This window comes from bacterium, from assembly GCA_023150945.1.
Taxonomy (GTDB): domain Bacteria; phylum Zhuqueibacterota; class Zhuqueibacteria; order Zhuqueibacterales; family Zhuqueibacteraceae; genus Coneutiohabitans.
Map to the genome: position 1 here is coordinate 225164 of JAKLJX010000003.1, position 21446 is coordinate 246609.

The window sequence follows — 21446 nt, forward strand, 5'->3', positions numbered from 1 at the left end:
AGTCGGTGTCAAAGTCGTCGTCGAGCGTGCGCAGGGAGATCAGGTGTTTGGCATTGACGGTGCCGCCGAAGAACTCGAAGCCGTCATCGCCGGAGTAACTCACCTGCACATAGTCGATGATGGTGCCGCGTCCGACACCGCCGAGCGTGAGACCGTTGATTTCATTGTTGGGCTGGAAGGCGATGCCGGGGAATTCGATGCGCACGTAGCGCAGAATGCCGCTGTTGTCGTCAGGATTGGAGCCGCCGTAGGTGGAGCCGACGCCGCCTTCGATGATGGCAGTGCCGCCCGGCACGTTGATGGGCGCGCGGCCGCAGATGATTACCCCGCCCCAGTCGCCATATGTGCGCTGCCCCGCTGGCTGGTTACTCGTAAAGACGATGGGCTGCTCGCGGGTGCCGTCGGCGATGATCTTCGCATCTTGCTCGACGATGAGAGAACCCTTGGAGTCTTTGTCGCCATAGACGTAGGTGCCAGGCTCGATCGTAAGTGTTGCACCGGCTTTGACGTAGACGAAGCCGTTCAACGTGTAGGTATTGTTTCTCGTCAACGTCGTATTGGTTGTGATATTGCCGGATAAGACGATGTTGCCGGCCCAAGCCGTTGAACTGGCCAGGCACGACGTCAGAATCACTGCAGCGATTTTTTTCAGCATTACTCCTCCAAAGTCCAAAAAGGGTGGGGGTGTTTGATCGGTGACAAGGTATATGAATGAAATTACCCTGAAATAACTGCATGATTAAGAAACCGTAAAGACAGTCAGGATGGTGGAAGCTGTAGACGGGATTTGAATTAGGCAGGCATGGCGAAGTCCGATGGCCCCCGCGCCAGCGAGACCAAGTGGGCATCTCCTTGCTGCCCCGTGAGGCCTTGCAGTGCAGCAGAGGGCGCGCTGCGGCTCAGCTCAGCAGCCGGTGGCGGTCGAGCAGGCTGGCCAATTGCGCGTGGAGACCAGAACCGTCGGTGGCGGGAGAGATGACCGCATCCGCCGCCCAGTAGCGGAAGTTGTTCGGAATGTCTTGCTGGTTGGAATTGAGAATGATGGGCAGGCGCGCGTCCCGCTCCGCAATTTTGCCGATCAGTTCGAGGCCGTGCATATCGGGCAAAACCGCATCGACGATCACCAGGTCGAAAGGTATCCGCTGCAGGAGTTGCAGCGCCTCCCCAGCCAGGCGGGCGCACACCACGTAGTAGCCTTGTGATTCAAGCTCCAGCTTGCTGGCCATGGCCTGCTGCGAGTCACTCGTTACCAGCAGCAGCGCGGCCAGGGGGAGATCATCAGGAACGGCAATGGCGATGTCTTCGGCCTGGGGATCGCAACTCATTGCGAGTGCGACATTCATGGCTCACCTCCTTTGGCTGTGACTCGGCCTCAATCCGTCCAGGCAAATATGCCGAGCAGGTCCAAATCGAGCAGCGTTGCATAAACGTTTTCGTGGATGCCCACAACCTGCATTGCCGCTCCCTGCTGGCGGCGCGCATTGGCAAAGCGGGCGAGATGGCACAGGCCCGCGGCGCTCAGCAGCACCAGGCCCCGCATGTCGATGGTCCACTGCGCCACCGGAGAAACCGTGACCTTCTGAAGGAAGCCCCTCAACGCCGAGGCGCTTTCCGCGGTGATGGCGCCCTGCAACACGATCCTGCCGCAGGCGAGCGGTCCCGCGCCCATGATTTCGAAGCGGGCCACGGGTGACAGTGCCGAGTGGGGATGGCTCTCATCCAGCCGGGCGTGCAGCGCGGCCATGGCATTGGACCTCATTGGCATTCTCCTTGGGAAATTGGTTCGCATCCGTCCGCAAGCGCGAATTTTGAGAAGCTGCTCCAGCAACGGCCTGGCCGATGCATCAAGATCCGCAGGGTTTCCACGTCACCCGAAGTTTTGGAAACCTCGGCCCAGCCGAGGTTGGATCATTTTCTCACGGAGACGCATTCGGGTACAGTGGTAAGAAATCACGTGACTGCGGAGGTGGCGAGGTGCGCGCTGCCAGAGTGTGCCTCGCGGCAGGGCGCGATGGCATTGTCCGGCTGCAGCCAATTCCATCGGCCGTCACAGGCCAAGATAATCGCGGCAGATCATGGGGGAATAAAAGGGAGATGAAGAAAGCGTGAACTGCTGCGCAGTGGCCGCCGAAGCGCCCCCTACGGCGGGCAGCACCGGCCGGCGCGGGCCAGCGTATTTAGCGCTGTTAGCGCGCGGCGCGTGGTGTGGGACGCGGAAGGACATTTTACCCATAGTTAATCATTTCTTAATTTTGCTTTCATCTGAGTTTCATAAATGCCTTGTGAAAGGCGTGCAATTTGCGAGCGCGCTTGTCATGCGGCCGCTGACTTTGAGCGTGATTCGAAAAGTCTGCGACATGCGCCAGAGCAAAATCTCCGCGCCGAATCTCAAAAGCGTCTGTGCGTCGCCGTATTTCATTTGACCAAAAAAATCACTAAACTGGCCAGCCCGCAGGAGTGGCCGCGCACGCGGAGTGAAGAAGCAAGCAATGCCGCGCGCGCCGGTGGTTCTCATCTTGTCTGGCGCTTTGGGTGCTGCAAATAGTGGTTTCAGAATGCAAGGACAACTGTTGAAATTTGCCGCCATAGATATCGGCTCCAATGCCGTGCGCCTGCTTTTTGCCAACGTCGTGGCCGACGGCGCTCAGCCGGTGGTGCAGAAGGAGTCTCTCCTGCGCGTGCCGCTGCGCTTGGGCACGGAGGTGTTTGCGCACGGCCGCTTGTCGGAGGAGAAGGCCGATGATCTGGTCAAAACCATGATCGCGTTCAAGTATCTGCTCGAAACGCAACGGCCGCTGGCCTACCGTGCCTGCGCGACTTCCGCGATGCGCGAGGCGGCCAACGGCCCGGAGATTTGTGCGCGCATTGAGGCGGAAACCGGCATTGCGGTGGAAATCATCGCCGGCAAGCGGGAAGCGGAAGTGATCTATTCCAATCACGTGGCGGAAAACCTGGAGGCGGGCATTTCCTATCTGTACATCGACGTGGGGGGCGGCAGCACCGAGCTGACGCTGTTTGCGGAGAATCGGGTCGTGGCTTCGGCCTCGTTCGACATCGGCACGGTGCGCATGCTCGGCGATCTGGTCTCTGCGACCGCTTGGCAGGCGCTCAAAGGCTGGGTCAAAACCCTGGCCGCGGTGCACCGGCCGCTGGCGGCGATCGGCACCGGCGGCAACATCAACAAGTATTTCAGCCTGGCAGAGCAGCGCGAGGGCAAGCCGCTTTCCTACAAGAAACTCCGTGCGCTCTACACCGCGCTGAAGTCGCACTCGCTGGCCGAGCGTATCGCGCAGTTGCGGTTGAAACCCGATCGCGCCGACGTCATCATTCCCGCCGGCCGGATTTATCTGGCGATCATGAAATGGGCCGGCATCCCGGAAATCCACGTGCCGCAAGTGGGCTTGTCCGACGGCATGATTCACATTCTGTATGACGAGTATCGCCGCAGGATCAACAATTGAGTCGAGGGCACCATGCCAAAGCAAATCTTGATTGTCGATGATGAGCAGGACATTCTCGATTTGATCAAGTACAATCTCGAAACGGAAGGCTATGCCACGCTGCTGGCGCGCGACGGCGTGCAGGCGCTCAATGTGGCACACAGCGCGCTGCCGGATTTGATCATCCTGGACGTGATGCTGCCCGGCAAGGACGGCTGGCAGGTGATGCGCGAGCTGCGCCAAAGCCCGGAGACGCAGCACATTCCGGTGATCTTCCTGACCGCCCGCTCCAGCGAGATCGACGAGGTGGTGGGCATCGAGCTGGGCGCGGATGATTACATCATCAAGCCGATCAGCATTCGCAAGCTGTTGGCGCGCGTCAAGATGGCGTTGCGCCGCACGCTGCCCGCCGCTGCCGGGCCGCAGGAGGTGCTGCATTTCGGCGAGGTGCAGATCAACACGCTCAACTATTCCGTGCGTGTCGAAGGCCGCGAGGTGCCTTTCACCAAAAAAGAGTTCGAAGTGCTGGTGTTTCTCGCGGAACGGCCGGGCCGCGTGATCACCCGCGAGACGCTGCTCAACGAAATCTGGGGCGACAACGTCGTGGTCATCGACCGCACCATCGATGTGCACATCCGCAAGATTCGCGAAAAGCTCGGCGAAAAGAACATGCACTTGATCGAAACCATCAAGGGCGTCGGCTATCGGATGAAGGCGGAGAATTGAAGCGGTCGCGTGTTTGCGGCTTCGTTTTCGGTAAGGAATGATTGGCCCGCGGCCTTCAGGCTGATATGAAGATCTCCCTGCGCAAAAAGCTGTTCCTCACCCACCTCGCCCTGCTGGCGCTGGTCACTGCTGCCGCCAGTGTGATCACCCATTTCGAGCTGCAGAAGTATTACAAGGATCGGTTGTTTCGCCAGTTGCGGATTCAACTCGACGAAATCGAATTCCTGCTGGCGCACGGCGCTTTCAGCGATGCTTCCGGGAGCCTGAACTACCAAAAGCTGGTCGCGTATGCCACGGCCGGCGCCATTCGGCTGACCTTGATCGATTCGACCGGCGTGGTGCGTTTTGATTCGCAGGTGGCACGCGATTCCCTGAGCAGCGTGGAAAACCATCTTGGCCGTTCGGAAGTGGAACAAGCGCGCGCCACCGGCGTGGGCCGCGCCGAGCGCCGCAGCGGCACCATTCATACCCGTCTGTTTTACGTTGCGCGGCCGGTCGCTCCAATTCATGCCGGCAAGGGCTGGCTGCCGCAAGTGCGCTATTTGCGGCTGGCCGTTCCGCTCACGGAAATCGAAGCGGCGGTGCGCGAACTGCGCTGGCAAATCCTCGCCGGTGGCGGCATGGCCCTGCTGCTCACCGCGGTGGCGGGTTACTGGGTGGCGCGGCGCCTGACCAATCCCATTCACAAACTCGCGGAAATCGCCGATTCGGTGAAGATGGGCGATTTGGACGCTCACTTTGAGCGCACTTCCAATGATGAAATCGGCGATCTGGCGGATTTGCTCAACGAAATGTTGGCAAAACTGCGCGAGGACTTGAAGCAGATGCACAAGCTCGAGAACATGCGCACGCAGTTTCTCGGCAATGTTTCGCATGAGCTGCGCACTCCGATTTTTGCGCTGCAGGGTTATCTCGAAACCCTGCTGTACGGCAACGTGACCGAGGTGCAAACGCAGCGCATGTTCGTCGAAAAAGCCTATCGCCAGGCCGGCCGGCTGAACAACTTGCTCACCGATCTCATCGACATCTCGCGCATCGAATCCGGGGAGATGAAAATGAGCTTCCGCTATTTCGACGTGGCGGAGTGGCTGGCACGGCAGATGCCGGATCTGCAAAACCAGGCCAGTCAATACGACGTCACCATCAACCTGCAGAACGGCGAGCCGTTGGGCTCGGTGATCGCGCTGGGTGATCGCGAGCGCTTGACGCAGGTGATCACCAATCTTGCCAGCAATGCCATCAAATACAACGTGCCCGGCGGACGGGTCGAACTCGGCTATCATCTCAACAAAAAGGAAGTCGAGATCTATGTTGCCGATACCGGCCGCGGCATTCCGGGCGAACACCTGCCCCGCATTTTCGAGCGCTTCTATCGCGTCGATCGCGAACGCTCCCGCGATGTGGGCGGCACGGGTTTGGGGTTGGCCATCGTCAAGCACATCGTGGAAGCGCACGGCAGCAGCGTGCAGGTGAAGAGCGAAGTGGGCAAGGGCTCGGTATTCAGTTTCTCGCTCAAGCGCAATCTCAGCAAGGATTGAGGCCGGCGGATGAGCACGAAGGCAATATCCTTCCATTTCTTAACATATTCTTAACCTTCCAATAACACTGCATTATCATTTTCTTAATACTTTGTTGCCGTTGGTGCCATCCGGCGCGAGGCGCAGCCGCCAGTTTGCCGGCGTTCGACTCGCCGCAGCCACGGCGGCCACCGGGTGACCGCCGGCGAGCGAAGGCACGCGGCTTGATGCCGCCTCTCAATCCACGCGGTCCGTGCTTGTGCGCACAGCAAACTTAGGCAAGGAGGAAATATGAGGCAACGCACCGGTGTCTGCTTTTCAGCCGGATTATGCGTTCTGATTTTTTCCACTTCCACATTCCCGCAAGAAGTCAAATCCCGCAACGCCGAATCCTGGGAGCTTGCCGGCTCCATTCAATTGCAGCACTTGTATGATCCCGATCGCACCGGCGATGGGCTGGTGACCGACAACGGTTTTCGCATGCGGCGTGTTCGTCTCTCGGCGCGCGGCAAAGTCAACGCCTTCGTCGAAAGCACGCTGCAAATCGAAGTGCGTGACAACAGTCCGCGCCTCAAGGATGCCGAGGGCCGAATCAAACTGGCAAACAGCTTCTACCTGCGCTTCGGCCAGTTCAAAGTTCCGGTGTGGCGGGAAGAGTTGCGCTCTTCCACCAATCTCCTGCTCATCGAGCGCAGTGCAGCCGCGGAGTTTTTGGTGGCGAACAATTTTTCCGCGCGCCAGATCGGCGTGGAATTCGGCCGGCGGCCGGAGCGCGGGCTGCAGATGGCGTTGCACCTCTCCAATGGCGCAGGCGAAGGCATTCGCGAAGATGCCGGCCGGCCGAAGAACGGCTTCGTCAACAACGGCAAGCTGATCACCGGCCGCCTCAGTTTGCCGCTCGGCGAGCGCGTGCAACTCGGTGTTTCAGCAGCGGCCAACCGAGTGACCCGGATTGCGCAAAACCCGGCGGGGGCAATGGTCTTTGCCGGCACGCAGACACTGCTCGCACCGGACCTGGGCCTCTATCTGCACAGCAGCACGCACATGCAGTTCGATATAGAAGGCGGGGTGGCCTTCGGTAAACTTGTGCGTGAGCTGCCGGGCGGCACAGCGGGGGATTTTCTTCTGGCGGATCTCAGCGGGCGCTGGACCGCCAAGCTGCACCATGCCCTCACCAGCCTGGGTGGGCTGGAAGCGATCGAGTTGGCCGCGAGCGCTTGTTATCTCGAACCGGATGACCGGCAGGAGGATGAGTCGCTCCTGCTGCGCTTCGGGCCTGCGATTTATTTCGGCAAAACCTGCCGGCTGCAAATCAACGGTGAAGTGGACAAACCTTTGCCGGCCGGCGGGGAGACTGTGCTGCAAGTGCGCTCACAGATGAATTTTACTTTTTAACCTTTTCTTAACGAAAAATTCACGCCGCAGTCACTTGCGATCGCTACCATTCCTTGCCGGGCAAAGCCCCGGACTGCGGCGGCGGGCGGAAGCGCGGGCGCTATCTGCGGGCGCGCACGCAAGCGTCAGGCGAAGATCTACCATGCGCCATAATTTTGTCGAGGAGTTGGCCGGCCTGCCCAGCGAGTTGTTGTACCTGGCCTCGCTGGCGGAAAAAGCGGTGGAGCTGTCGATTCAAGCGCTCACAAACCGCGATGCGGCGCTGGCGCAGAAAGTCATTGCCGAGGATTTGCGGCTGGACCGGCGCGAGCTGGCGATCGAAGAGTTGTGCGTCAGTCTGCTCTCTCGCCAGCAACTGGCGGCGAGCGAGCTGCGGGTGGTAGTGTCCGCCTTGAAGATCAACAATGATCTCGAGCGCATCGGCGATCACGCGGTGAACATTGCGGGCAATACGCTGGCGCTGCTGCAGGAGCCGGCGCTGGCGCTGCCGGCCGAGATTCCGCAGATGGCCGGACTGGTGCAGCTCATGGTGCGCGACGCCATCGATGCCTTCGTGCATCGCGAGGCCGCGGTAGCGGTGTCCGTGTGCCAGCGGGATGACGAAGCTGACGCCTTGAACCAGCACATTCTGCGCGCGCTGGTTGCGCAGATGGCTGGCGATGCGCGCAGTATCGCTGCCGGCTTGTCGCTGATTCTAGTGAGCAAGAATCTCGAGCGCATCGCGGATCTATCGACCAACATCGCCGAGGAAGTGGTCTACATGGTGGAAGCCCGCACCATCAAGCACAATTCTTGAACGATACCGGGACAATAACATGTGTTGTCTTCTCCGAGCCGCGCGTGCGTCTGCAATTAGGCTTGACTCTTTGACGGATTTTTCACATATACCTCGCCGATTTGGACTGACGCCGCTGTGACACCAACAAGCGGTGTTTTCCGGCAAGCACGATCACCGGCCGCCGGACCGCTGTTGCTTACGGCACTGCCAATTCCACCGTCCGGGCACAAGGAGAAGAGGATATGAATCCCCATTATGAAATCAGCCTGCAACGTGATATGGACTTGATTCGCCGCAAAGTGATCGAAATGTCGAATCTGGCCGAGCACGCGCTCAAATCGAGTTTGCAGGCGCTGGTCGAGCACAACCGGCAAATCGCCTACTCGGTGATCTTGCGCGATCAGCACATCGACGAGATGGAGAAGGAGCTTGATCGTCTGTGCCTGGAGTTTTTGGTGCGCCAGCAGCCGGTGGCGGGGCAACTGCGCTTCGTCTATGCCGTGATCAAGATCAACAATGAGCTGGAGCGCATCGGCGATTATGCGGAGAGCATTGCGCGGCAATTTCTCACCATCAGCGCTTTGTCGCCGCAACCCTCCTATGCCCGCTTTGTCGAAATCGCCAACATCTCGATCCCGATGTTGCGCAATGCCATGCAGGCCTTCATCGACCAGAACCAGGAGCTGGCGCTGGCCACGCTGGAGATGGAAGACCGGGTGGACGGCATCCGCAACGCCATCAATTCCGAGCTGGTACATCTGCGCGAAAAGGGCGAGCTGCCGCTGGAGGCGCTCGCGCCGTTGATGTTGATCGCCAGCCGCTTCGAGCGCGTGGCCGATCAATCCTGCAACATCTGTGAAGAAGTGCTGTACATGTGCACCGGCAAATACATCAAGCACAAGGGCGTGGAAGTCTTTCGCGTGCTGTTCGTCGATGAAGGCAACTCCAGTTTGAGCCAAATGGCGGAGGCGATCGGCAACCGCCTGGGCATTTCCAAATTCATCTTCAGCAGCGCCGGCATCATGCCCAAGCCCATCGCCGAGTCCACGCTGCAGTTCATGGCCGGCAAGGGCTTCGATTTGTCGCGGCAAGGCTCGAAGTACGTCAATCAAATCGTCAATCTCGAACATTATCAAGTGATCGTGGCACTCACCGAGGCGGCGCAGGTGGCGTTTCCGCCGCCGCCCACCAAAACGGTGAGCATCTTGTGGGAGGTGCAGGATCCAGCGAGCGTGCCAGGCTCGCCGCAGGAGGTGCAGCAGGCCCATGAGAAAGCCTATCAGTATCTGGAAACACACATCCGCGATCTCGTGCACGCCATTCTGGGCGACGAGCAACGGTGACCAGCCGCTGCGTTTGCTTGCGGGAACACGCGGAGTGGCATTGGTTGCAAATGTTAACCTCTGGAAGGGAGGAGTGCAGGACATGAGAAGCAAGAATTCCGGTGGGCGGCAGATGGCTGCGATTGCTGCAGTCGTGCTCTTTGCGCTGCTCGGTTGCGGCGGCGGCGGCAACGGCGAAAAACTCACGATTCAAAATGCCGGCTCCGATACCATGGTCAACCTGGCGCAGCATTGGGCGGAAGTGTACGCCAAGATCGATACCACCGTTTCCGTCGAAGTCTCCGGCGGCGGCTCGGGCACCGGCATTGCCGCACTGATCAACGGCACGGTGGATTTGGCGAACAGCAGTCGCAAGATTCACGCGGATGAAAGCGAGCGTGCCCGCAGCAATACCGGCAGTGTCCCGGTGGAATACATCGTCGGCTATGATGCCTTGGCGGTCTATGTGCACAAGGACAATCCGCTGGAAGAGATCACGCTGGAACAGTTGGCGGAGATTTACGGCACCGGTGGCACGATCACCGCGTGGTCGCAACTGGGCGTGAATAATGCCGGCTGTGCCAAGGATGAAATCATTCGCGTCAGCCGGCAATCCAACTCCGGCACCTATGAATATTTTCGTGAAGCGATCAGCCACGCCAAAGGCCAGTCCCTGGATTTCAAACTGGGTTCGGTGGACATGAACGGTTCCAAAGACGTGGTCGAGCTGGTTGCCAAGACACCCTGCGCCATCGGGTACAGCGGCATGGGCTACGCTACGCCGCAAGTGAAGATGTTGCGCGTCACGCGCAAGGCTGGCGAACCCGCCTACGCGCCGACGGTGGCCACCACTCAGGATCAGACCTATCCCATCGCCCGGCCCCTCTACATGTATGCCCCCGGCTCACCGCGTCCGCATGTGCAGCGCTTCCTGGATTGGATTCACTCAGAAGCCGGTCAGAAACTCGTGGAAGAATCGGGATACGTGCCGATTCCGCATACCGCTGCCAGTGAAAACGCAGGGAATCCTTAAATGAGGAACCGCCGCCGTCTCGAAACGTTGATCGAACGCCTCATCGAAGGGGTGGTTTGGTTCTGCGGCATCAGCGCCATCGTATTTGTGGCCTTGATCTTCATTTTCGTTTTTCGCGAAGGCGCGGGCTATCTTTTCAAGGGGCTGAATCTGCGTGAGTTTCTCACCAGCCCGGAATGGTATCCGACCTCGGCCGCCAACAAGCGTTACGGCGTGCTGGCGTTGATCGCCGGTACGTTCAGTGTCACCGCTTTGGCCATGATGATCGCCGTACCCTTTGGTTTGGGGGCGGCGATTTTTATTTCAGAATTCTGCGGCGCGAAGGTCAAGGAAACGCTCAAGGTCGTGATCGAGCTGCTGGCAGCCATTCCCTCGGTGGTGTGGGGTTTCATCGGCCTGACCGTGATGAACCCGGTCATCATCGAAGTCTTTCACGCGCCCATCGGGTTGACGGTGCTGAACGGCGGCATCATCCTGGCCTTGATGAGCGTGCCCATCATCGTGTCCATCGGTGAAGATTCCTTGAAAGCGGTGCCGGATTCTTATCGCGAAGCGGCGCAGGCGCTGGGCTGCACCCGCTGGCAATTGGTCTTTCGCGTGCTGCTGCCGGCCGCGAAAAACGGTTTGCTGGCAGCCGTGCTGCTCGGCATCGGCCGCGGCGTCGGTGAAACCATGGCCGTGCTCATGGCCACCGGCCATGCCGTCAACCTCCCCACCAGCCTGCTCGATTCGGTGCGCACGCTGACCGCCACCATCGCCGCGGAGTTGGGTGAAGCGCCGGTCGGCTCCGAGCATTACCAGGTGTTGTTCATCATCGGCATTCTGCTGTTCACGATTACCTTCATTGTGAATCTGGTCGCAGACCTGGTGGTGCGCGGGATTCGGGGAAAGTGAGATTGGAAGCAAATCACTCGTGAGTGGACCGCGCCGCTGCAGCAGCAGGTGGCCGGCCTGCGGTGGACGAAATTGCCGATCCTCTGCGGCGTCGCAACCACAATGATCGTTGCGATCGCCTGCTCGAGGCTGCAGGCCGGGCGCGGTATCCGAGCGCGCGACAATCCCAGCACGGCCTTTGGTGCCGCGATTTTCAGCTTGATGGGCTGCATGATTCTCGTCGATACGCTGCTGGCGCTGCTGGCGTGCGGCCAGGCATGACAAGGCCGCCCGTTGCTGGCCGATTGCTTCTCTTCGCAGATGGCCTCTCTCAATTTGGAAAGATCATGAATCCTCAACCGACCTCAGCCTCCAACCGCACTGCCGCCGCCGGGATTCACCTGCCGTCCGGTTCAGCCAACGAGCGGCCGGCTGCGCTGGTGCCGGACCCGCGCCATAATTTTACCGCCACCGCCATGGTGCGCAAGAACCAGCGCACCGAGCTGCTGGCCAAGTCTGTCTTTCTGGTCATGACGCTGCTGATGATCGCGCCGTTGTTGATGATTGTCGGCTATCTGTTCTACCAGGCGGCACCGATTTTGTCGATCGACTTTTTGGTCTCCAATCCGGTGCGCGGCATGCGGGCGGGCGGCATTTGGGCGCCGCTGTTGGGCACCATCTATCTCGTCGGCATTTCGCTGCTGATTGCCGCGCCCATCGGCGTGCTGGCGGCGGTTTATCTCAATGAATACGCCCGCGACAACTGGTTCACGCGCATTGTCAATCTCGCGGTGGTCAATCTCGCCGGCGTGCCGAGCATCGTGCACGCCCTGTTTGGCCTGGGTGCGTTCGTGTTGTTCGCGCGCATGGGCCGGTCGATTCTGGCGGCCTCGTTGACGCTGGCCATCATGACGCTGCCGGTGATCATCGCCAGCACCAAAGAGGCGCTGGCGGCGGTGCCCAAGGCCTTTCGGGAGGCGTGTTGGAACGTGGGCGCCACCCGCTGGCAGACCATCCGGCACATCGTGTTGCCCAATTCGATCAGTGGCATTCTGACCGGCATCATTCTGCAGGTTTCGCGCGCCGCTGGCGAGACCGCGCCGGTGATGTTCACCGGTGCGGTATTCTTCAAAGCCATTAAGGAAGGCGATCTCTTCGCCTACAATTTGTTTGATCAATGCATGGCTTTGTCGATGCACTTGTTCACGATTTCCACGCAGGTGCCGGACGTGCCGAAAGCGCTGCCCTATGGCACGGCGGTGGTGTTGCTGGGCACCGTGCTGCTGGTCAATGCGCTGGCCATTGGGCTGCGCATTTATCTCCGTTCCCGCAAGAAATGGTGAGTGATGCCCGCCGGTGGCGGTCACGGCACATCGATCCTGCCGCCCGGCCCGCGTGCCAGCCGCAGGGTGAAACCGGTGGCAAGGGCGGCGTCCCGAATTGCCGGGCGCCACACTAGACATGCGGTCTTGTGAGAGGAAATGCAGTGCAAGAATCGAATCACAAAGAAATCGAAATTTCCGATCTCATCGTGAAATACGGCCAGAGCGTGGCGCTGCGCGGCATTTCGCTGGATGTTTTTCGCAATGAGATTTTGGCCGTCATCGGGCCGGCGCAATCGGGCAAGAGCACGCTGCTCAAGGTCATCAACCGCACCATCGATTTCGTAGTCGGCAGCCAGGTGCTGGGCGAAGTCAGAATCAACGGCACGAACATCCGCCAGATCAAAAACGTGTTCGAGCTGCGGCGCAAGGTCGGCATGGTGTTTCCCCTGCCGGTGGGGCTGCCGCTGTCGATCTATGACAACGTCGCTTTTGCGCCGCGCATGGCGGGCGTGCGCAACAAGGCCGAGCTGGACGAAATCGTCGAGCGCTGCTTGCGCCAGGCGGCCTTGTGGGATGAGGTCAAAGACCGGTTACAGAGCCTCGGCACCAAGCTCTCAGGCGGGCAGCAGCAGCGCTTGACCATCGCTCGCGCCCTTTCCCACCAACCGGAAATTCTCTGCCTGGATGAGTTTTCCATCGCGGTGGACCCCGTGACCACCATGCGTATCGAAGACGTACTCAAGGAATTGCGTTCGCAGATCACCATCATCCTTGTCACTAATCTCGTGCAACAGGCGCGGCGGCTGGCGGATCGCACGGCCTTCCTGCTCAACGGTGAGCTGGTGGAAATCGACCGCAATGAAGTGATCTTTTCCGATGCGCCCGCGAGTCAAAAGACATACGAATACGTCAATGGAATCTTCGGATGAGTGAAACGGCGGCATACAGCATCACCACGACCAACCTCAGCCTGTGGTACGGCACGTTTCAGGCGCTCAACAACGTCAGCCTGAAGGTGAAAAGCGGCCTGATTACGTCTCTCATCGGACCTTCCGGCTGCGGCAAAACCACGCTGCTGCGCTGTTTCAACCGCGTTAACGAGCGCTACGGCAACGTCACCACTACCGGCGAGATCAAGCTGCTCGGCAAAAACATCTACGACCCCGACGTCTCCCTGCCGGAGCTGCGCAAGGCCATTGGCATGGTGTTTCAGCGGCCCAATCCTTTGCCGATTTCGGTGTATGAAAACATCGTGTTCGGCCTGCGCATCCACAGCCCGCGGCGGGAGTTGCGGAAGTCCCAACTCGATGCGGCGGTGGAGCAGGCGCTGCAAGACGTGTCGCTGTGGAAGGATTTGAAGGACAAGCTGCACGTGCGGGCAACCAGCCTGCAGTTGGAACAGCAGCAAAAGCTGTGCATTGCCCGGCTGCTGCCGCTCAAGCCCGAGATCATCCTGATGGACGAGCCCTGTTCCGCGCTCGATGCGGAGGCCACGCGCGGCATCGAAGAATTGATGTTCGAATTGGCGGGTCGCTACACCATTGTCATCGTCACCCACAACATGGCGCAGGCCCGGCGGGTGAGCGATGAGTGCATTTTCATGCTGCTCGGCGAGCTGATCGAGCACAGCCGGACCGAGGATCTGTTCCTCACCCCCCAGGACCCACGCACCGCGGAGTACATCGAGGGCCGCTACGGTTGAGCGGCATGCCGGCGGCGGCAGAAGCCCGTCCGAGTGGTGGCCGGCCTGACATTTCGCTTGACTTTTGAAGCCTCAATCCCTATTTTGGCGCCCGTTGATTGAAAAGGGATGGGCGATTAGCTCAGATGGTTAGAGCGCTGGTCTCACATACCAGAGGTCGGTGGTTCGATCCCACTATCGCCCACTGATTCCACTCATACTGCCGCGCGGGTCTTTTTCCTGCCTTGCTGGTTGAATCTTTCCGCACCCGGGTACTCATTCGTTCACTTATCGGTTTCGCCGGGAAATTCGGCTTGACAATCGCAGGCCGGAATGGTATATTTCCCGCCAGTTTTTCGAACCTAGGAAGGGACAGCATGCGAAAATGACTGTCCCTCTTTTTTTAACTTGAATTCCAGGACTCATGGACACGCAGAAAAACGCCGAAGAGCAACTAACAGGACGTTCCGAACGCATCACCAAACGATCCGAAGACTATTCCCGTTGGTATACTGATGTCATTGGCGCCGCCGAATTGGCCGACTACTCACCGATCAAAGGCTGCATGGTCATCCGGCCGAATGGGTACGCCATTTGGGAGAAGATTCAAGCCGGTCTTGACAAGCTGTTCAAGGATACCGGCCATGTGAATGCCTATTTTCCCCTGTTCATTCCCGAGAGTTTTCTGCAGAAGGAAGCCGAACATGTGGAGGGTTTCGCGCCGGAGTGCGCGGTCGTCACGCATGGCGGCGGCAAGAAGCTGGAAGAACCCCTGGTGGTGCGCCCGACCTCGGAGACGATCATCTGGTCGATGTACCGCAAGTGGATTCAATCCTATCGGGATTTGCCGATCTTGATCAACCAATGGGCCAACGTCGTGCGCTGGGAGATGCGCACGCGCCTGTTCCTGCGCACCACGGAATTCCTCTGGCAGGAAGGCCATACTGCGCATGCCACCTTCGAGGACGCGGAACGGGAGACGTTGCAGATGCTGGAGGTTTACCGGACCTTTGCCGAAGAGTACATGGCCATACCGGTAATCCCCGGGATCAAGACCGAGAAGGAGAAGTTCGCGGGCGCGCTGCGCACGTATTGCATCGAAGCCATGATGCAGGATGGCAAAGCCCTGCAGGCGGGCACCTCGCATCATCTCGGCCAGAACTTTGCCAAGGCTTTCGATGTCAAGTACCTCAATGAACAGGGCGCGCTCGAGTACGTGTGGGCGACGAGTTGGGGCGTCTCCACTCGTTTGATCGGCGCCTTGATCATGACGCACAGCGACGACAACGGCTTGGTGCTGCCGCCCAAACTGGCGCCGTTGGCAGTCGTGCTGGTGCCGATTTGGCGCAAGGACGAGGAAAAAGCGCTGGTGATGGAACGCGCCCAGCAGTTGACGGCCGAATGGAAAGGCAAGTTCACGTTCAAGGTCGACGACCGCGACAACTACCGGCCGGGCTACAAATTCAACGAATGGGAAAAACGCGGGGTGCCGTTGCGCGTCGAGCTGGGCCCGAAAGACGTGCAGAGCGGCAATGTCGTTTTGGTGCGTCGTGACTCAGGGGAGAAGCGCGTGGTGCCGCAAGCCGGGCTGTCAGAGGAAATCCTGCGCACGCTGGCGGCGATGCAGCAGGCACTGTTCGAGCGCGCGCTGGCCTTTCGTGAAAGCAACACGCGGGCGATCGACGATTACGAGCAATTCAAGCGGGAGATCGACGAACGGGGCGGCTTTTTCTGGGCGCATTGGTGCGGCGAGCGCGAGGCGGAGGAGCGCCTGCAGGAGGAAACCAAAGCCACGATCCGCTGCATCCCCCTCGATGGCAAGCCGGAAGCGGGCCGCTGCCTGATTACCGGCAAGCCTTCTTCCCAGCGCGTGTTGATGGCCAAAGCCTATTGATCATCTGTCGTATGAGTAGTGAACCAAGCTTAGCGGAGGAGCGGTGAAGAGGTCTCTCTTTGTAACTGTCATGATGACGATTCTGTGCGGTTTGCTTTGGATTATTTCGATTGCCGCGACGACACCGCAGGCGGCAGTCGTGGAGCGTAAGCAACCCCCGATAGTCAAGGAGGGTGCGCTGGCTGCACCCGCCCGCCATTTCCAGAAGTGACAGTTCGTGGCCGTGCGATTGGACAAAGAGGAAACAAGCAAACTCGCTCAACCCGAATCGTGTCCGCAACGAACAGGTGCGGAAGGTATGAAAGCCCTCCCGTGACGAGGCACAGGTCGCGCGCCCCGGCTTTCGACCGAAGAGCTTTACTACATGACTTGTTCACTGCAGCACACAGTGAGCCTGTCCGAGACGCCGCCCGCGGCGTCTCGGCTTTTTGGGACGAAACCGGCAATAAAAATTTATCACGGCTCTCGGCGAATAAACATTCTGTGGGTACAAAGATAAATGTATTGACGTTTCGAGACGCGCCTACTCACAGGATGTTCGCAGCGTCAACGTTCGCAGGTGACTAGCCACGGTCGGCGGGTCGTATCGCGTCATGGACGTTCAACCCTAGTTCCAGTCTCCGTCCCATGAGTGTGAAAACAGTAGCAGCGTGGCAAGCCAAAGAGTCGCTGGTTCCCTTCGGCAATGGCAGGAATTCCGAGAGCATGAGACCATCTGAAGCAGTCGCCGCCCCCGCCGGCGCCACCGAAAAGGTTCCCTTTCGCGCCGGCTATGTGGCGATCATCGGCCAACCCAACGTCGGCAAATCCACCTTGCTGAACGCCCTGCTCCAATTCAAGCTGTCGATCGTCTCCCCCAAACCGCAAACCACGCGCAAACGCATCCTGGGTATTCTCAACCGGCCGCACAGCCAGATGATCTTCTTCGACACCCCGGGCATTCTGGAGCCGAGTTACCAGTTGCAGCATGCCTTCGTGCGGGTGGCGCACGCCGCGATGCGCGAGGCGGATGTGCAGCTCTTGCTGATCGAGCCGGACCCCGTGCTCTCCGCGATGGATGCGAAGATTCTCGACCGCCTGGCTGACACCAATCGCCCCATCATCGTCGCGATCAACAAGATCGACAAGGTCAGCAAAGATACCTTGCTGCCCATCATCGCGGGTCTGCGCGACCGGCCGGGCGTCAGGGAAATCGTGCCGATTTCGGCGCTGCAGAAGGACGGCATCGAGCTGCTCGCCGGCGTGTTGGAGAATTGCCTCGCCGAACACGAAGCCTTCTACCCGGTCGACCAAATCACCGATCATCCCGAGCGCTTTCTGGCCGCGGAAATCGTGCGTGAGAAAATCTTCCTGCGCTACGGCGAGGAAATTCCCTATTCCACCAGCGTGGTGGTCGAAGAATTCATCGAGCGGCCCAATCACAAAGACTTCATCCGCGCCGTCATCTACGTTGAACGTGAATCGCAAAAAGGCATCATGATCGGCAAGCGCGGCAGCGCCCTGAAGGAAGTGGGCAAGCTCGCGCGCGAAGAACTGGAAGCGATGATCGGTAAACCCGTCTATTTGGAACTGTTCGTCGCCGTCAAGGAAAAGTGGCGCGACCGCGAGAATGAATTGCGCAGTCTCGGCTACCTGTAAACCGGCGCGTCGCCGCGCGGCGGGCAGGTGGTCAACTGGTCTTGCGATGCACGGCTCATGAGTGCGAGTGACACCGGAACTCCCGTCATCAACCGCCCAGCCCGCGCCCGGCGCCGGCCGCAAGCGCGGGATTCAGCGCCAGAGCCGGTGGGCCCGCGAACACCTCTTGGAATGCTGCATGAACCCTTCTGAGAACTCCCCGTTTTCCACCCGCTTGTTGCCCCTGGTTGCCGTGCTGCTGCTCGGGTTGCTGATTTGGGTCAGCGATTATGCGCAATGGGCGGTGCGCCTCACCATGGGTGCGCTCTTTTGCTCCATCATTTACTTGCGCGAGGAATCCAGCAGCGAGCGCTGGATTGCCATCGGCATCATCGCATTGGGGACCCTGCTCTCGCTGCTGCTGCCGGCAGACTTCCTCTCCCTGCGCTGAGCAGCCGGTCAGCGTTGTTCTCACGCGGGCCGGCGGCGCGTTCGTGCCTTGGCCGCGGCGCCTGCGCTCTCCTCCACCCGGCGTGCCCGCCACAAAAACCAGATCAAGCTCCCCAGCAAAAATGCCAGCAGGGCCTGCAAGCTCAAGAACGAGACAAGCTTCAGCCAACTGAAAGCCGGATCGACGAAACGCACCAGCCAGCCCGCCGCTTCGTTGCCGAGCGCCGCAGCAAACGCCGCGATAATGAAGCCCCGCTTCAAGCCCGGTGAAAACGGTGAGAAGATCAACAAGTGCGTCAGCAGCAACACCACCAGGGCCATCATCGGCAGGTGCATGTGGGTGACTTCCAGCATCGATTGATAAGTGCGCGGCATGCGAAACTCCTCCTCCGCGCCCAGATAGTAGCTTGCAACCGAGGCCGGGGTCAAGTCCATCTTGGCAAAGTAAAGGCCGAAGTTCGTCAGCCAAAATCCAGCCAACAACAACGCTGCCAGCGTCAGTGTGAGACGCATCAAAGGGTGGCTTTGAAAGCCACCAGATTGCAGGTATTTCATCCAGCTTTCCTCGATTTTCCTCTTGTGATTCGACACCGCTGCACTCGCCCCGGCATCGCAGACACCGGCCTGCCACGGCATGAAAACTTCTGAACCGGTCTTGTTCAAGCCAGCCGCGGCGCCCCTGGCGCTGGCTGTTCGCGCGCGGCGCAGCCGGCCCGCATTTGCGATTGGGTCAAGGGAAGCTAAAAACTCCGCCCGGAAAATCAAGCAGGATTGCAGCAGCGCAGCAACTGCCGGCCGCCGCGCGGCGCGATTTCAGCCCATGTGCGGCGCTGATTTCGGCGGTTTGGGCGGCTTTTTGGCGGAAATGGGCACGCTCGCCGCGGTTCAGGTTGCTTGACTTTTACGGCAATTTTTCCTATCATCAAGCCTTCAAATGCCAACAAGTTAACGGAGTCGCGCGTGCCCCACAGTTATCAGAACTACATCGCCGGTGCCTGGTGTGATGCCGCTGCCGGCGAACGTTTTGATAATCACAATCCCGCCCACTGGGATGAGATCGTTGGCACGTTCCCGGCTTCCAGTCACGTTGACGTTGGCAGGGCGGTGGCGGCCGCGCAGGCGGCCTTCGAGGGATGGCGTCTGACGCCGGCGCCCAAGCGTGGAGAGATCATCAAGCGTGCCGGTGATTTGCTGCTGCGCCACAAAGAAGACTTGGCGCGCCTGATGACCACAGAAATGGGAAAGGTACTCAGCGAGACCCGCGGCGACGTACAGGAGGGCATCGATACCGCCTACTACGCCGCGAGCGAGGGCCGCCGGCTGTTTGGCTTCACCACCCCCTCGGAGTTGCCGGACAAATTCTGCATGTCCGTGCGCATGCCGGTGGGTGTGGCAGGCATCATCACGCCCTGGAATTTCCCTCTGGCAATTCCCACGTGGAAGATTTTTCCCGCGCTCGTTTGCGGCAATACCGTGGTGTTCAAACCCGCAAGTGACACGCCCGCCACGGCAACGCGCCTCGTTGAGCTGCTGTTGGATGCCGGTTTGCCGGCGGGAGTGATGCAACTGGTGCATGGTTCCGGCAGCCAGGCCGGCATCGCGCTGGTCGAGCACGCGCAGGTCAATCTGATCTCCTTTACCGGTTCCACCGCAGTCGGAAAGCAAATCTCGGCGGCGGGCAGCCGCAGCCTCAAGCGCCTCTCGCTGGAATTGGGAGGCAAGAATGCGCAAATTGTGATGCCCGATGCCGATTTGGAACTGGCGCTGCAGGGTGTGTTGTGGGGCGCATTTGGCACCACCGGCCAGCGCTGCACCGCCACCAGCCGCTTGATCCTGCACGCAGCGATTCACGACCAATTTCTGGCCATGCTGGTGCGGGAAACGGAGAAGCTGCGCCTAGGCAGCGGCCTTGAGCCGGACACGCAGGTAGGGCCGCTGATCAATTTTCCGCAGCGCGAGAGAGTGGCCGAGTACGTGCAGATCGGCAAGGCCGAAGGCGCGAAGCTGGAGACCGGCGGGGAAGTCCACACGGCCGGAGGCTGCCGCACCGGCGCGTTTTATCGCCCGACGATTTTCAGCGGCGTCGAACCGGGCATGCGCATTGCCCAGGAGGAAATTTTCGGACCGGTGCTGGCGGTGATCAAGATTCGCGATCTGGCTGAGTCGATTCGAGTCTTGAACGGTACGCCCTACGGTCTAAGCTCGTCGATCTACACGCGCGAGGTGAATGCCGCCTTTCGTGCGATGCGCGACTTGCAGGCGGGCATTACTTACATCAACGGCCCGACAATCGGTGCGGAGGCTCATCTGCCGTTCGGCGGGGTGAAGGAAACGGGGAACGGGCATCGCGAAGGCGGCTGGCCAGTTTATGATTTTTTCAGTGAAACCAAGACGATTTATGTCGATTATTCCGGCAAGCTGCAGCGCGCGCAGATTGACAACCAGTAAGCTTCCACGCTGCCCCTGTGTTCCGTGCCCATGATTCCCGCCGACCGACAAACGACCGTGCCGGGCGCGGGCGCCAACGCGGGGCGCGATCCTTCCGCCGGGCAGACCGGCCCGGCCGGGAAGTTGTTTCTGGTCGCCACCCCGATCGGCAATCTGCAGGATATTACGCTGCGCGCGCTGGAAACCTTGCGCGCGGTGGATGTGATTGCGGCGGAGGACACGCGCCGTGCTGCCATTCTGCTGCAGCGCCATGACATTCACAAGCCGACGGTCAGCTATCACAATTTCAACGAACGGAAAGCCGCTCCACGTCTGATTGCCGCGCTCGCAGCCGGCAAGAATGTGGCACTGATTACCGACGCCGGTACCCCTGGAATCTCCGATCCCGCGTTCTATCTCGTGCGCCAGGCGCTTGCCCACGCACTGCCCATCGAGGCAATTCCCGGCCCGACGGCATTCGTGGCAGCGTTGATCCTTTCCGGTTTGCCCACCCATCGCTTCGTTTTCGAAGGATTTCCGCCGGTGAAAAAAGGCCGCCAGACCTTTTTCGAGGCGCTCAAACACGAACCCCGAACCATCGTGTTGTACGAAGCGCCGCAGCGCATCGTGCGCACGTTGACCACCATTCAGGAAGTCTGGGGAGACCGGCGCGCGGCGCTGGCTCGAGAGTTGACCAAGCTGCATGAGGAAGTGCTGCGCGGCCGCGTCACCGAGTTGCTGCACATGCTGGCCGCCCGCACGCTCAAGGGCGAATGCGTGCTGGTGCTCGAGGGGGCAGAGGAGGCGGCCACAGGCCGCGAACACTAACCGCCGGAGGGAAAGTGGCTGGAACCGGGGGGGCGGCATTGTCGCATGAAGGCAGGAAGCTCGCGCGTGCAGACGGATGGGGGCACATCACGATGCCGGGCGGCGAACAAACCGCGCGCCCGCAGGCAGGAAGACGTAGA

General features: G+C 59.9%; 24 protein-coding genes and 1 tRNA gene. 20 read left to right on the plus strand and 5 right to left on the minus strand.

Annotated features, from left to right (window positions below):
- The 4 genes from L6R21_06235 to L6R21_06250 all read right to left on the minus strand — a co-directional run.
- The coding region (locus tag L6R21_06235) for a T9SS C-terminal target domain-containing protein (protein ID MCK6558781.1) at nucleotides 1-655 on the minus strand (655 nt) is incomplete at its 3' end.
- Between the two features lie 244 nt (nucleotides 656-899).
- Entirely contained in the window at nucleotides 900-1343 is a 444-nt protein-coding gene (locus tag L6R21_06240; protein ID MCK6558782.1) for a response regulator, read from the minus strand.
- A gap of 29 nt (nucleotides 1344-1372) precedes the next feature.
- The gene (locus tag L6R21_06245; GenBank protein MCK6558783.1) at nucleotides 1373-1759 is read right to left on the minus strand and encodes an STAS domain-containing protein; all 387 of its coding nucleotides are present in this window, start codon (nucleotides 1757-1759) and stop codon (nucleotides 1373-1375) included.
- A 510-nt stretch (nucleotides 1760-2269) separates the two neighbouring features.
- Nucleotides 2270-2587 carry a hypothetical protein gene (locus tag L6R21_06250; protein MCK6558784.1) on the minus strand — a complete coding sequence of 106 codons (318 nt, stop codon included), beginning with the start codon at nucleotides 2585-2587 and terminating at the stop codon, nucleotides 2270-2272.
- Between L6R21_06250 and L6R21_06255 the strand changes: the two genes are divergently transcribed.
- The 17 genes from L6R21_06255 (at nucleotide 2571) to L6R21_06335 (ending at nucleotide 18052) form a co-directional block, all read left to right on the plus strand.
- The gene (locus L6R21_06255) at nucleotides 2571-3461 is read left to right on the plus strand and encodes an exopolyphosphatase (protein MCK6558785.1); all 891 of its coding nucleotides are present in this window, start codon (nucleotides 2571-2573) and stop codon (nucleotides 3459-3461) included. The two genes, L6R21_06250 and L6R21_06255, sit on opposite strands and share 17 nt — an antisense overlap.
- 12 nt (nucleotides 3462-3473) lie before the next feature.
- Nucleotides 3474-4166 carry a response regulator transcription factor gene (locus L6R21_06260; GenBank protein ID MCK6558786.1) on the plus strand — a complete coding sequence of 231 codons (693 nt, stop codon included), beginning with the start codon at nucleotides 3474-3476 and terminating at the stop codon, nucleotides 4164-4166.
- 65 nt (nucleotides 4167-4231) lie between these two features.
- Complete coding sequence (locus L6R21_06265) at nucleotides 4232-5704, plus strand: ATP-binding protein (protein MCK6558787.1); 1473 nt, start codon at nucleotides 4232-4234, stop codon at nucleotides 5702-5704.
- Nucleotides 5705-5974: 270 nt separating this feature from the next.
- On the plus strand, nucleotides 5975-7078 hold the full coding sequence (locus L6R21_06270; protein ID MCK6558788.1) for an OprO/OprP family phosphate-selective porin: 1104 nt from the start codon (nucleotides 5975-5977) through the stop codon (nucleotides 7076-7078).
- A gap of 142 nt (nucleotides 7079-7220) precedes the next feature.
- Nucleotides 7221-7874 carry a phosphate signaling complex protein PhoU gene (gene phoU, locus L6R21_06275; GenBank protein MCK6558789.1) on the plus strand — a complete coding sequence of 218 codons (654 nt, stop codon included), beginning with the start codon at nucleotides 7221-7223 and terminating at the stop codon, nucleotides 7872-7874.
- Nucleotides 7875-8098: 224 nt separating this feature from the next.
- The gene (gene phoU / locus L6R21_06280; GenBank protein MCK6558790.1) at nucleotides 8099-9199 is read left to right on the plus strand and encodes a phosphate signaling complex protein PhoU; all 1101 of its coding nucleotides are present in this window, start codon (nucleotides 8099-8101) and stop codon (nucleotides 9197-9199) included.
- An 82-nt stretch (nucleotides 9200-9281) separates the two neighbouring features.
- Nucleotides 9282-10211, plus strand: coding sequence for a phosphate ABC transporter substrate-binding protein (locus L6R21_06285; GenBank protein ID MCK6558791.1), 930 nt, complete (start codon nucleotides 9282-9284; stop codon nucleotides 10209-10211).
- A complete protein-coding gene (gene pstC / locus L6R21_06290; protein MCK6558792.1) occupies nucleotides 10212-11105 on the plus strand; it encodes a phosphate ABC transporter permease subunit PstC in 894 nt (297 codons plus the stop codon). It abuts the gene before it with no gap.
- 102 nt (nucleotides 11106-11207) lie between these two features.
- Nucleotides 11208-11366: a hypothetical protein gene (locus L6R21_06295; GenBank protein ID MCK6558793.1), complete on the plus strand. Its 159-nt coding sequence runs from the start codon at nucleotides 11208-11210 to the stop codon at nucleotides 11364-11366.
- 194 nt (nucleotides 11367-11560) lie between these two features.
- Entirely contained in the window at nucleotides 11561-12427 is an 867-nt protein-coding gene (gene pstA / locus L6R21_06300; GenBank protein ID MCK6558794.1) for a phosphate ABC transporter permease PstA, read from the plus strand.
- A gap of 143 nt (nucleotides 12428-12570) precedes the next feature.
- Nucleotides 12571-13338, plus strand: coding sequence for a phosphate ABC transporter ATP-binding protein (locus tag L6R21_06305; protein ID MCK6558795.1), 768 nt, complete (start codon nucleotides 12571-12573; stop codon nucleotides 13336-13338).
- Nucleotides 13335-14111, plus strand: a complete 777-nt coding sequence (locus tag L6R21_06310) for a phosphate ABC transporter ATP-binding protein (GenBank protein ID MCK6558796.1) — start codon at nucleotides 13335-13337, stop codon at nucleotides 14109-14111. Before L6R21_06305 ends, L6R21_06310 begins: the two co-directional genes overlap by 4 nt.
- Nucleotides 14112-14221: 110 nt before the next feature.
- Nucleotides 14222-14295, plus strand: a tRNA-Val gene (locus L6R21_06315).
- 219 nt (nucleotides 14296-14514) lie between these two features.
- Nucleotides 14515-15984, plus strand: a complete 1470-nt coding sequence (gene proS, locus L6R21_06320) for a proline--tRNA ligase (GenBank protein ID MCK6558797.1) — start codon at nucleotides 14515-14517, stop codon at nucleotides 15982-15984.
- A 70-nt stretch (nucleotides 15985-16054) separates the two neighbouring features.
- Nucleotides 16055-16195: a hypothetical protein gene (locus L6R21_06325; protein MCK6558798.1), complete on the plus strand. Its 141-nt coding sequence runs from the start codon at nucleotides 16055-16057 to the stop codon at nucleotides 16193-16195.
- A 494-nt stretch (nucleotides 16196-16689) separates the two neighbouring features.
- Entirely contained in the window at nucleotides 16690-17622 is a 933-nt protein-coding gene (gene era, locus L6R21_06330) for a GTPase Era (GenBank protein ID MCK6558799.1), read from the plus strand.
- Nucleotides 17623-17800: 178 nt separating this feature from the next.
- Nucleotides 17801-18052 (plus strand): hypothetical protein, encoded by a 252-nt coding sequence (locus tag L6R21_06335; GenBank protein MCK6558800.1) that lies wholly within the window; start codon nucleotides 17801-17803, stop codon nucleotides 18050-18052.
- 20 nt (nucleotides 18053-18072) lie between these two features.
- Here L6R21_06335 and L6R21_06340 read toward each other — a convergent pair whose 3' ends face one another.
- Nucleotides 18073-18606 carry a hypothetical protein gene (locus L6R21_06340; protein MCK6558801.1) on the minus strand — a complete coding sequence of 178 codons (534 nt, stop codon included), beginning with the start codon at nucleotides 18604-18606 and terminating at the stop codon, nucleotides 18073-18075.
- 79 nt (nucleotides 18607-18685) lie between these two features.
- On the opposite strand from L6R21_06340, the gene L6R21_06345 reads away from it, so the two are divergent.
- From L6R21_06345 to rsmI, 3 genes are all read left to right on the plus strand, one after another.
- Nucleotides 18686-18949, plus strand: coding sequence for a hypothetical protein (locus L6R21_06345; GenBank protein ID MCK6558802.1), 264 nt, complete (start codon nucleotides 18686-18688; stop codon nucleotides 18947-18949).
- A gap of 62 nt (nucleotides 18950-19011) precedes the next feature.
- The gene (locus L6R21_06350; protein ID MCK6558803.1) at nucleotides 19012-20499 is read left to right on the plus strand and encodes an aldehyde dehydrogenase family protein; all 1488 of its coding nucleotides are present in this window, start codon (nucleotides 19012-19014) and stop codon (nucleotides 20497-20499) included.
- 30 nt (nucleotides 20500-20529) lie between these two features.
- Nucleotides 20530-21306 carry a 16S rRNA (cytidine(1402)-2'-O)-methyltransferase gene (rsmI, locus tag L6R21_06355; GenBank protein MCK6558804.1) on the plus strand — a complete coding sequence of 259 codons (777 nt, stop codon included), beginning with the start codon at nucleotides 20530-20532 and terminating at the stop codon, nucleotides 21304-21306.
- The last annotated feature ends 140 nt before the right edge of the window (nucleotides 21307-21446 follow it).

Excerpts from the sequence above, each read along its gene's own strand:
- L6R21_06240 (MCK6558782.1), bottom strand. The coding sequence starts at position 1,343 with ATGAATGTCGCACTCGCAATGAGTTGCGATCCCCAGGCCGAAGACATC.
- L6R21_06245 (MCK6558783.1), bottom strand. The coding sequence starts at position 1,759 with ATGAGGTCCAATGCCATGGCCGCGCTGCACGCCCGGCTGGATGAGAGC.
- L6R21_06250 (MCK6558784.1), bottom strand. The coding sequence starts at position 2,587 with ATGGCGGCAAATTTCAACAGTTGTCCTTGCATTCTGAAACCACTATTT.
- L6R21_06260 (MCK6558786.1), top strand. The coding sequence starts at position 3,474 with ATGCCAAAGCAAATCTTGATTGTCGATGATGAGCAGGACATTCTCGAT.
- L6R21_06265 (MCK6558787.1), top strand. The coding sequence starts at position 4,232 with ATGAAGATCTCCCTGCGCAAAAAGCTGTTCCTCACCCACCTCGCCCTG.
- L6R21_06270 (MCK6558788.1), top strand. The coding sequence starts at position 5,975 with ATGAGGCAACGCACCGGTGTCTGCTTTTCAGCCGGATTATGCGTTCTG.
- phoU (MCK6558789.1), top strand. The coding sequence starts at position 7,221 with ATGCGCCATAATTTTGTCGAGGAGTTGGCCGGCCTGCCCAGCGAGTTG.
- phoU (MCK6558790.1), top strand. The coding sequence starts at position 8,099 with ATGAATCCCCATTATGAAATCAGCCTGCAACGTGATATGGACTTGATT.
- L6R21_06285 (MCK6558791.1), top strand. The coding sequence starts at position 9,282 with ATGAGAAGCAAGAATTCCGGTGGGCGGCAGATGGCTGCGATTGCTGCA.
- pstC (MCK6558792.1), top strand. The coding sequence starts at position 10,212 with ATGAGGAACCGCCGCCGTCTCGAAACGTTGATCGAACGCCTCATCGAA.
- L6R21_06295 (MCK6558793.1), top strand. The coding sequence starts at position 11,208 with ATGATCGTTGCGATCGCCTGCTCGAGGCTGCAGGCCGGGCGCGGTATC.
- pstA (MCK6558794.1), top strand. The coding sequence starts at position 11,561 with ATGGTGCGCAAGAACCAGCGCACCGAGCTGCTGGCCAAGTCTGTCTTT.
- L6R21_06310 (MCK6558796.1), top strand. The coding sequence starts at position 13,335 with ATGAGTGAAACGGCGGCATACAGCATCACCACGACCAACCTCAGCCTG.
- proS (MCK6558797.1), top strand. The coding sequence starts at position 14,515 with ATGGACACGCAGAAAAACGCCGAAGAGCAACTAACAGGACGTTCCGAA.
- L6R21_06325 (MCK6558798.1), top strand. The coding sequence starts at position 16,055 with ATGATGACGATTCTGTGCGGTTTGCTTTGGATTATTTCGATTGCCGCG.
- era (MCK6558799.1), top strand. The coding sequence starts at position 16,690 with ATGAGACCATCTGAAGCAGTCGCCGCCCCCGCCGGCGCCACCGAAAAG.
- L6R21_06335 (MCK6558800.1), top strand. The coding sequence starts at position 17,801 with ATGAACCCTTCTGAGAACTCCCCGTTTTCCACCCGCTTGTTGCCCCTG.
- L6R21_06340 (MCK6558801.1), bottom strand. The coding sequence starts at position 18,606 with ATGAAATACCTGCAATCTGGTGGCTTTCAAAGCCACCCTTTGATGCGT.
- L6R21_06345 (MCK6558802.1), top strand. The coding sequence starts at position 18,686 with ATGAAAACTTCTGAACCGGTCTTGTTCAAGCCAGCCGCGGCGCCCCTG.
- rsmI (MCK6558804.1), top strand. The coding sequence starts at position 20,530 with ATGATTCCCGCCGACCGACAAACGACCGTGCCGGGCGCGGGCGCCAAC.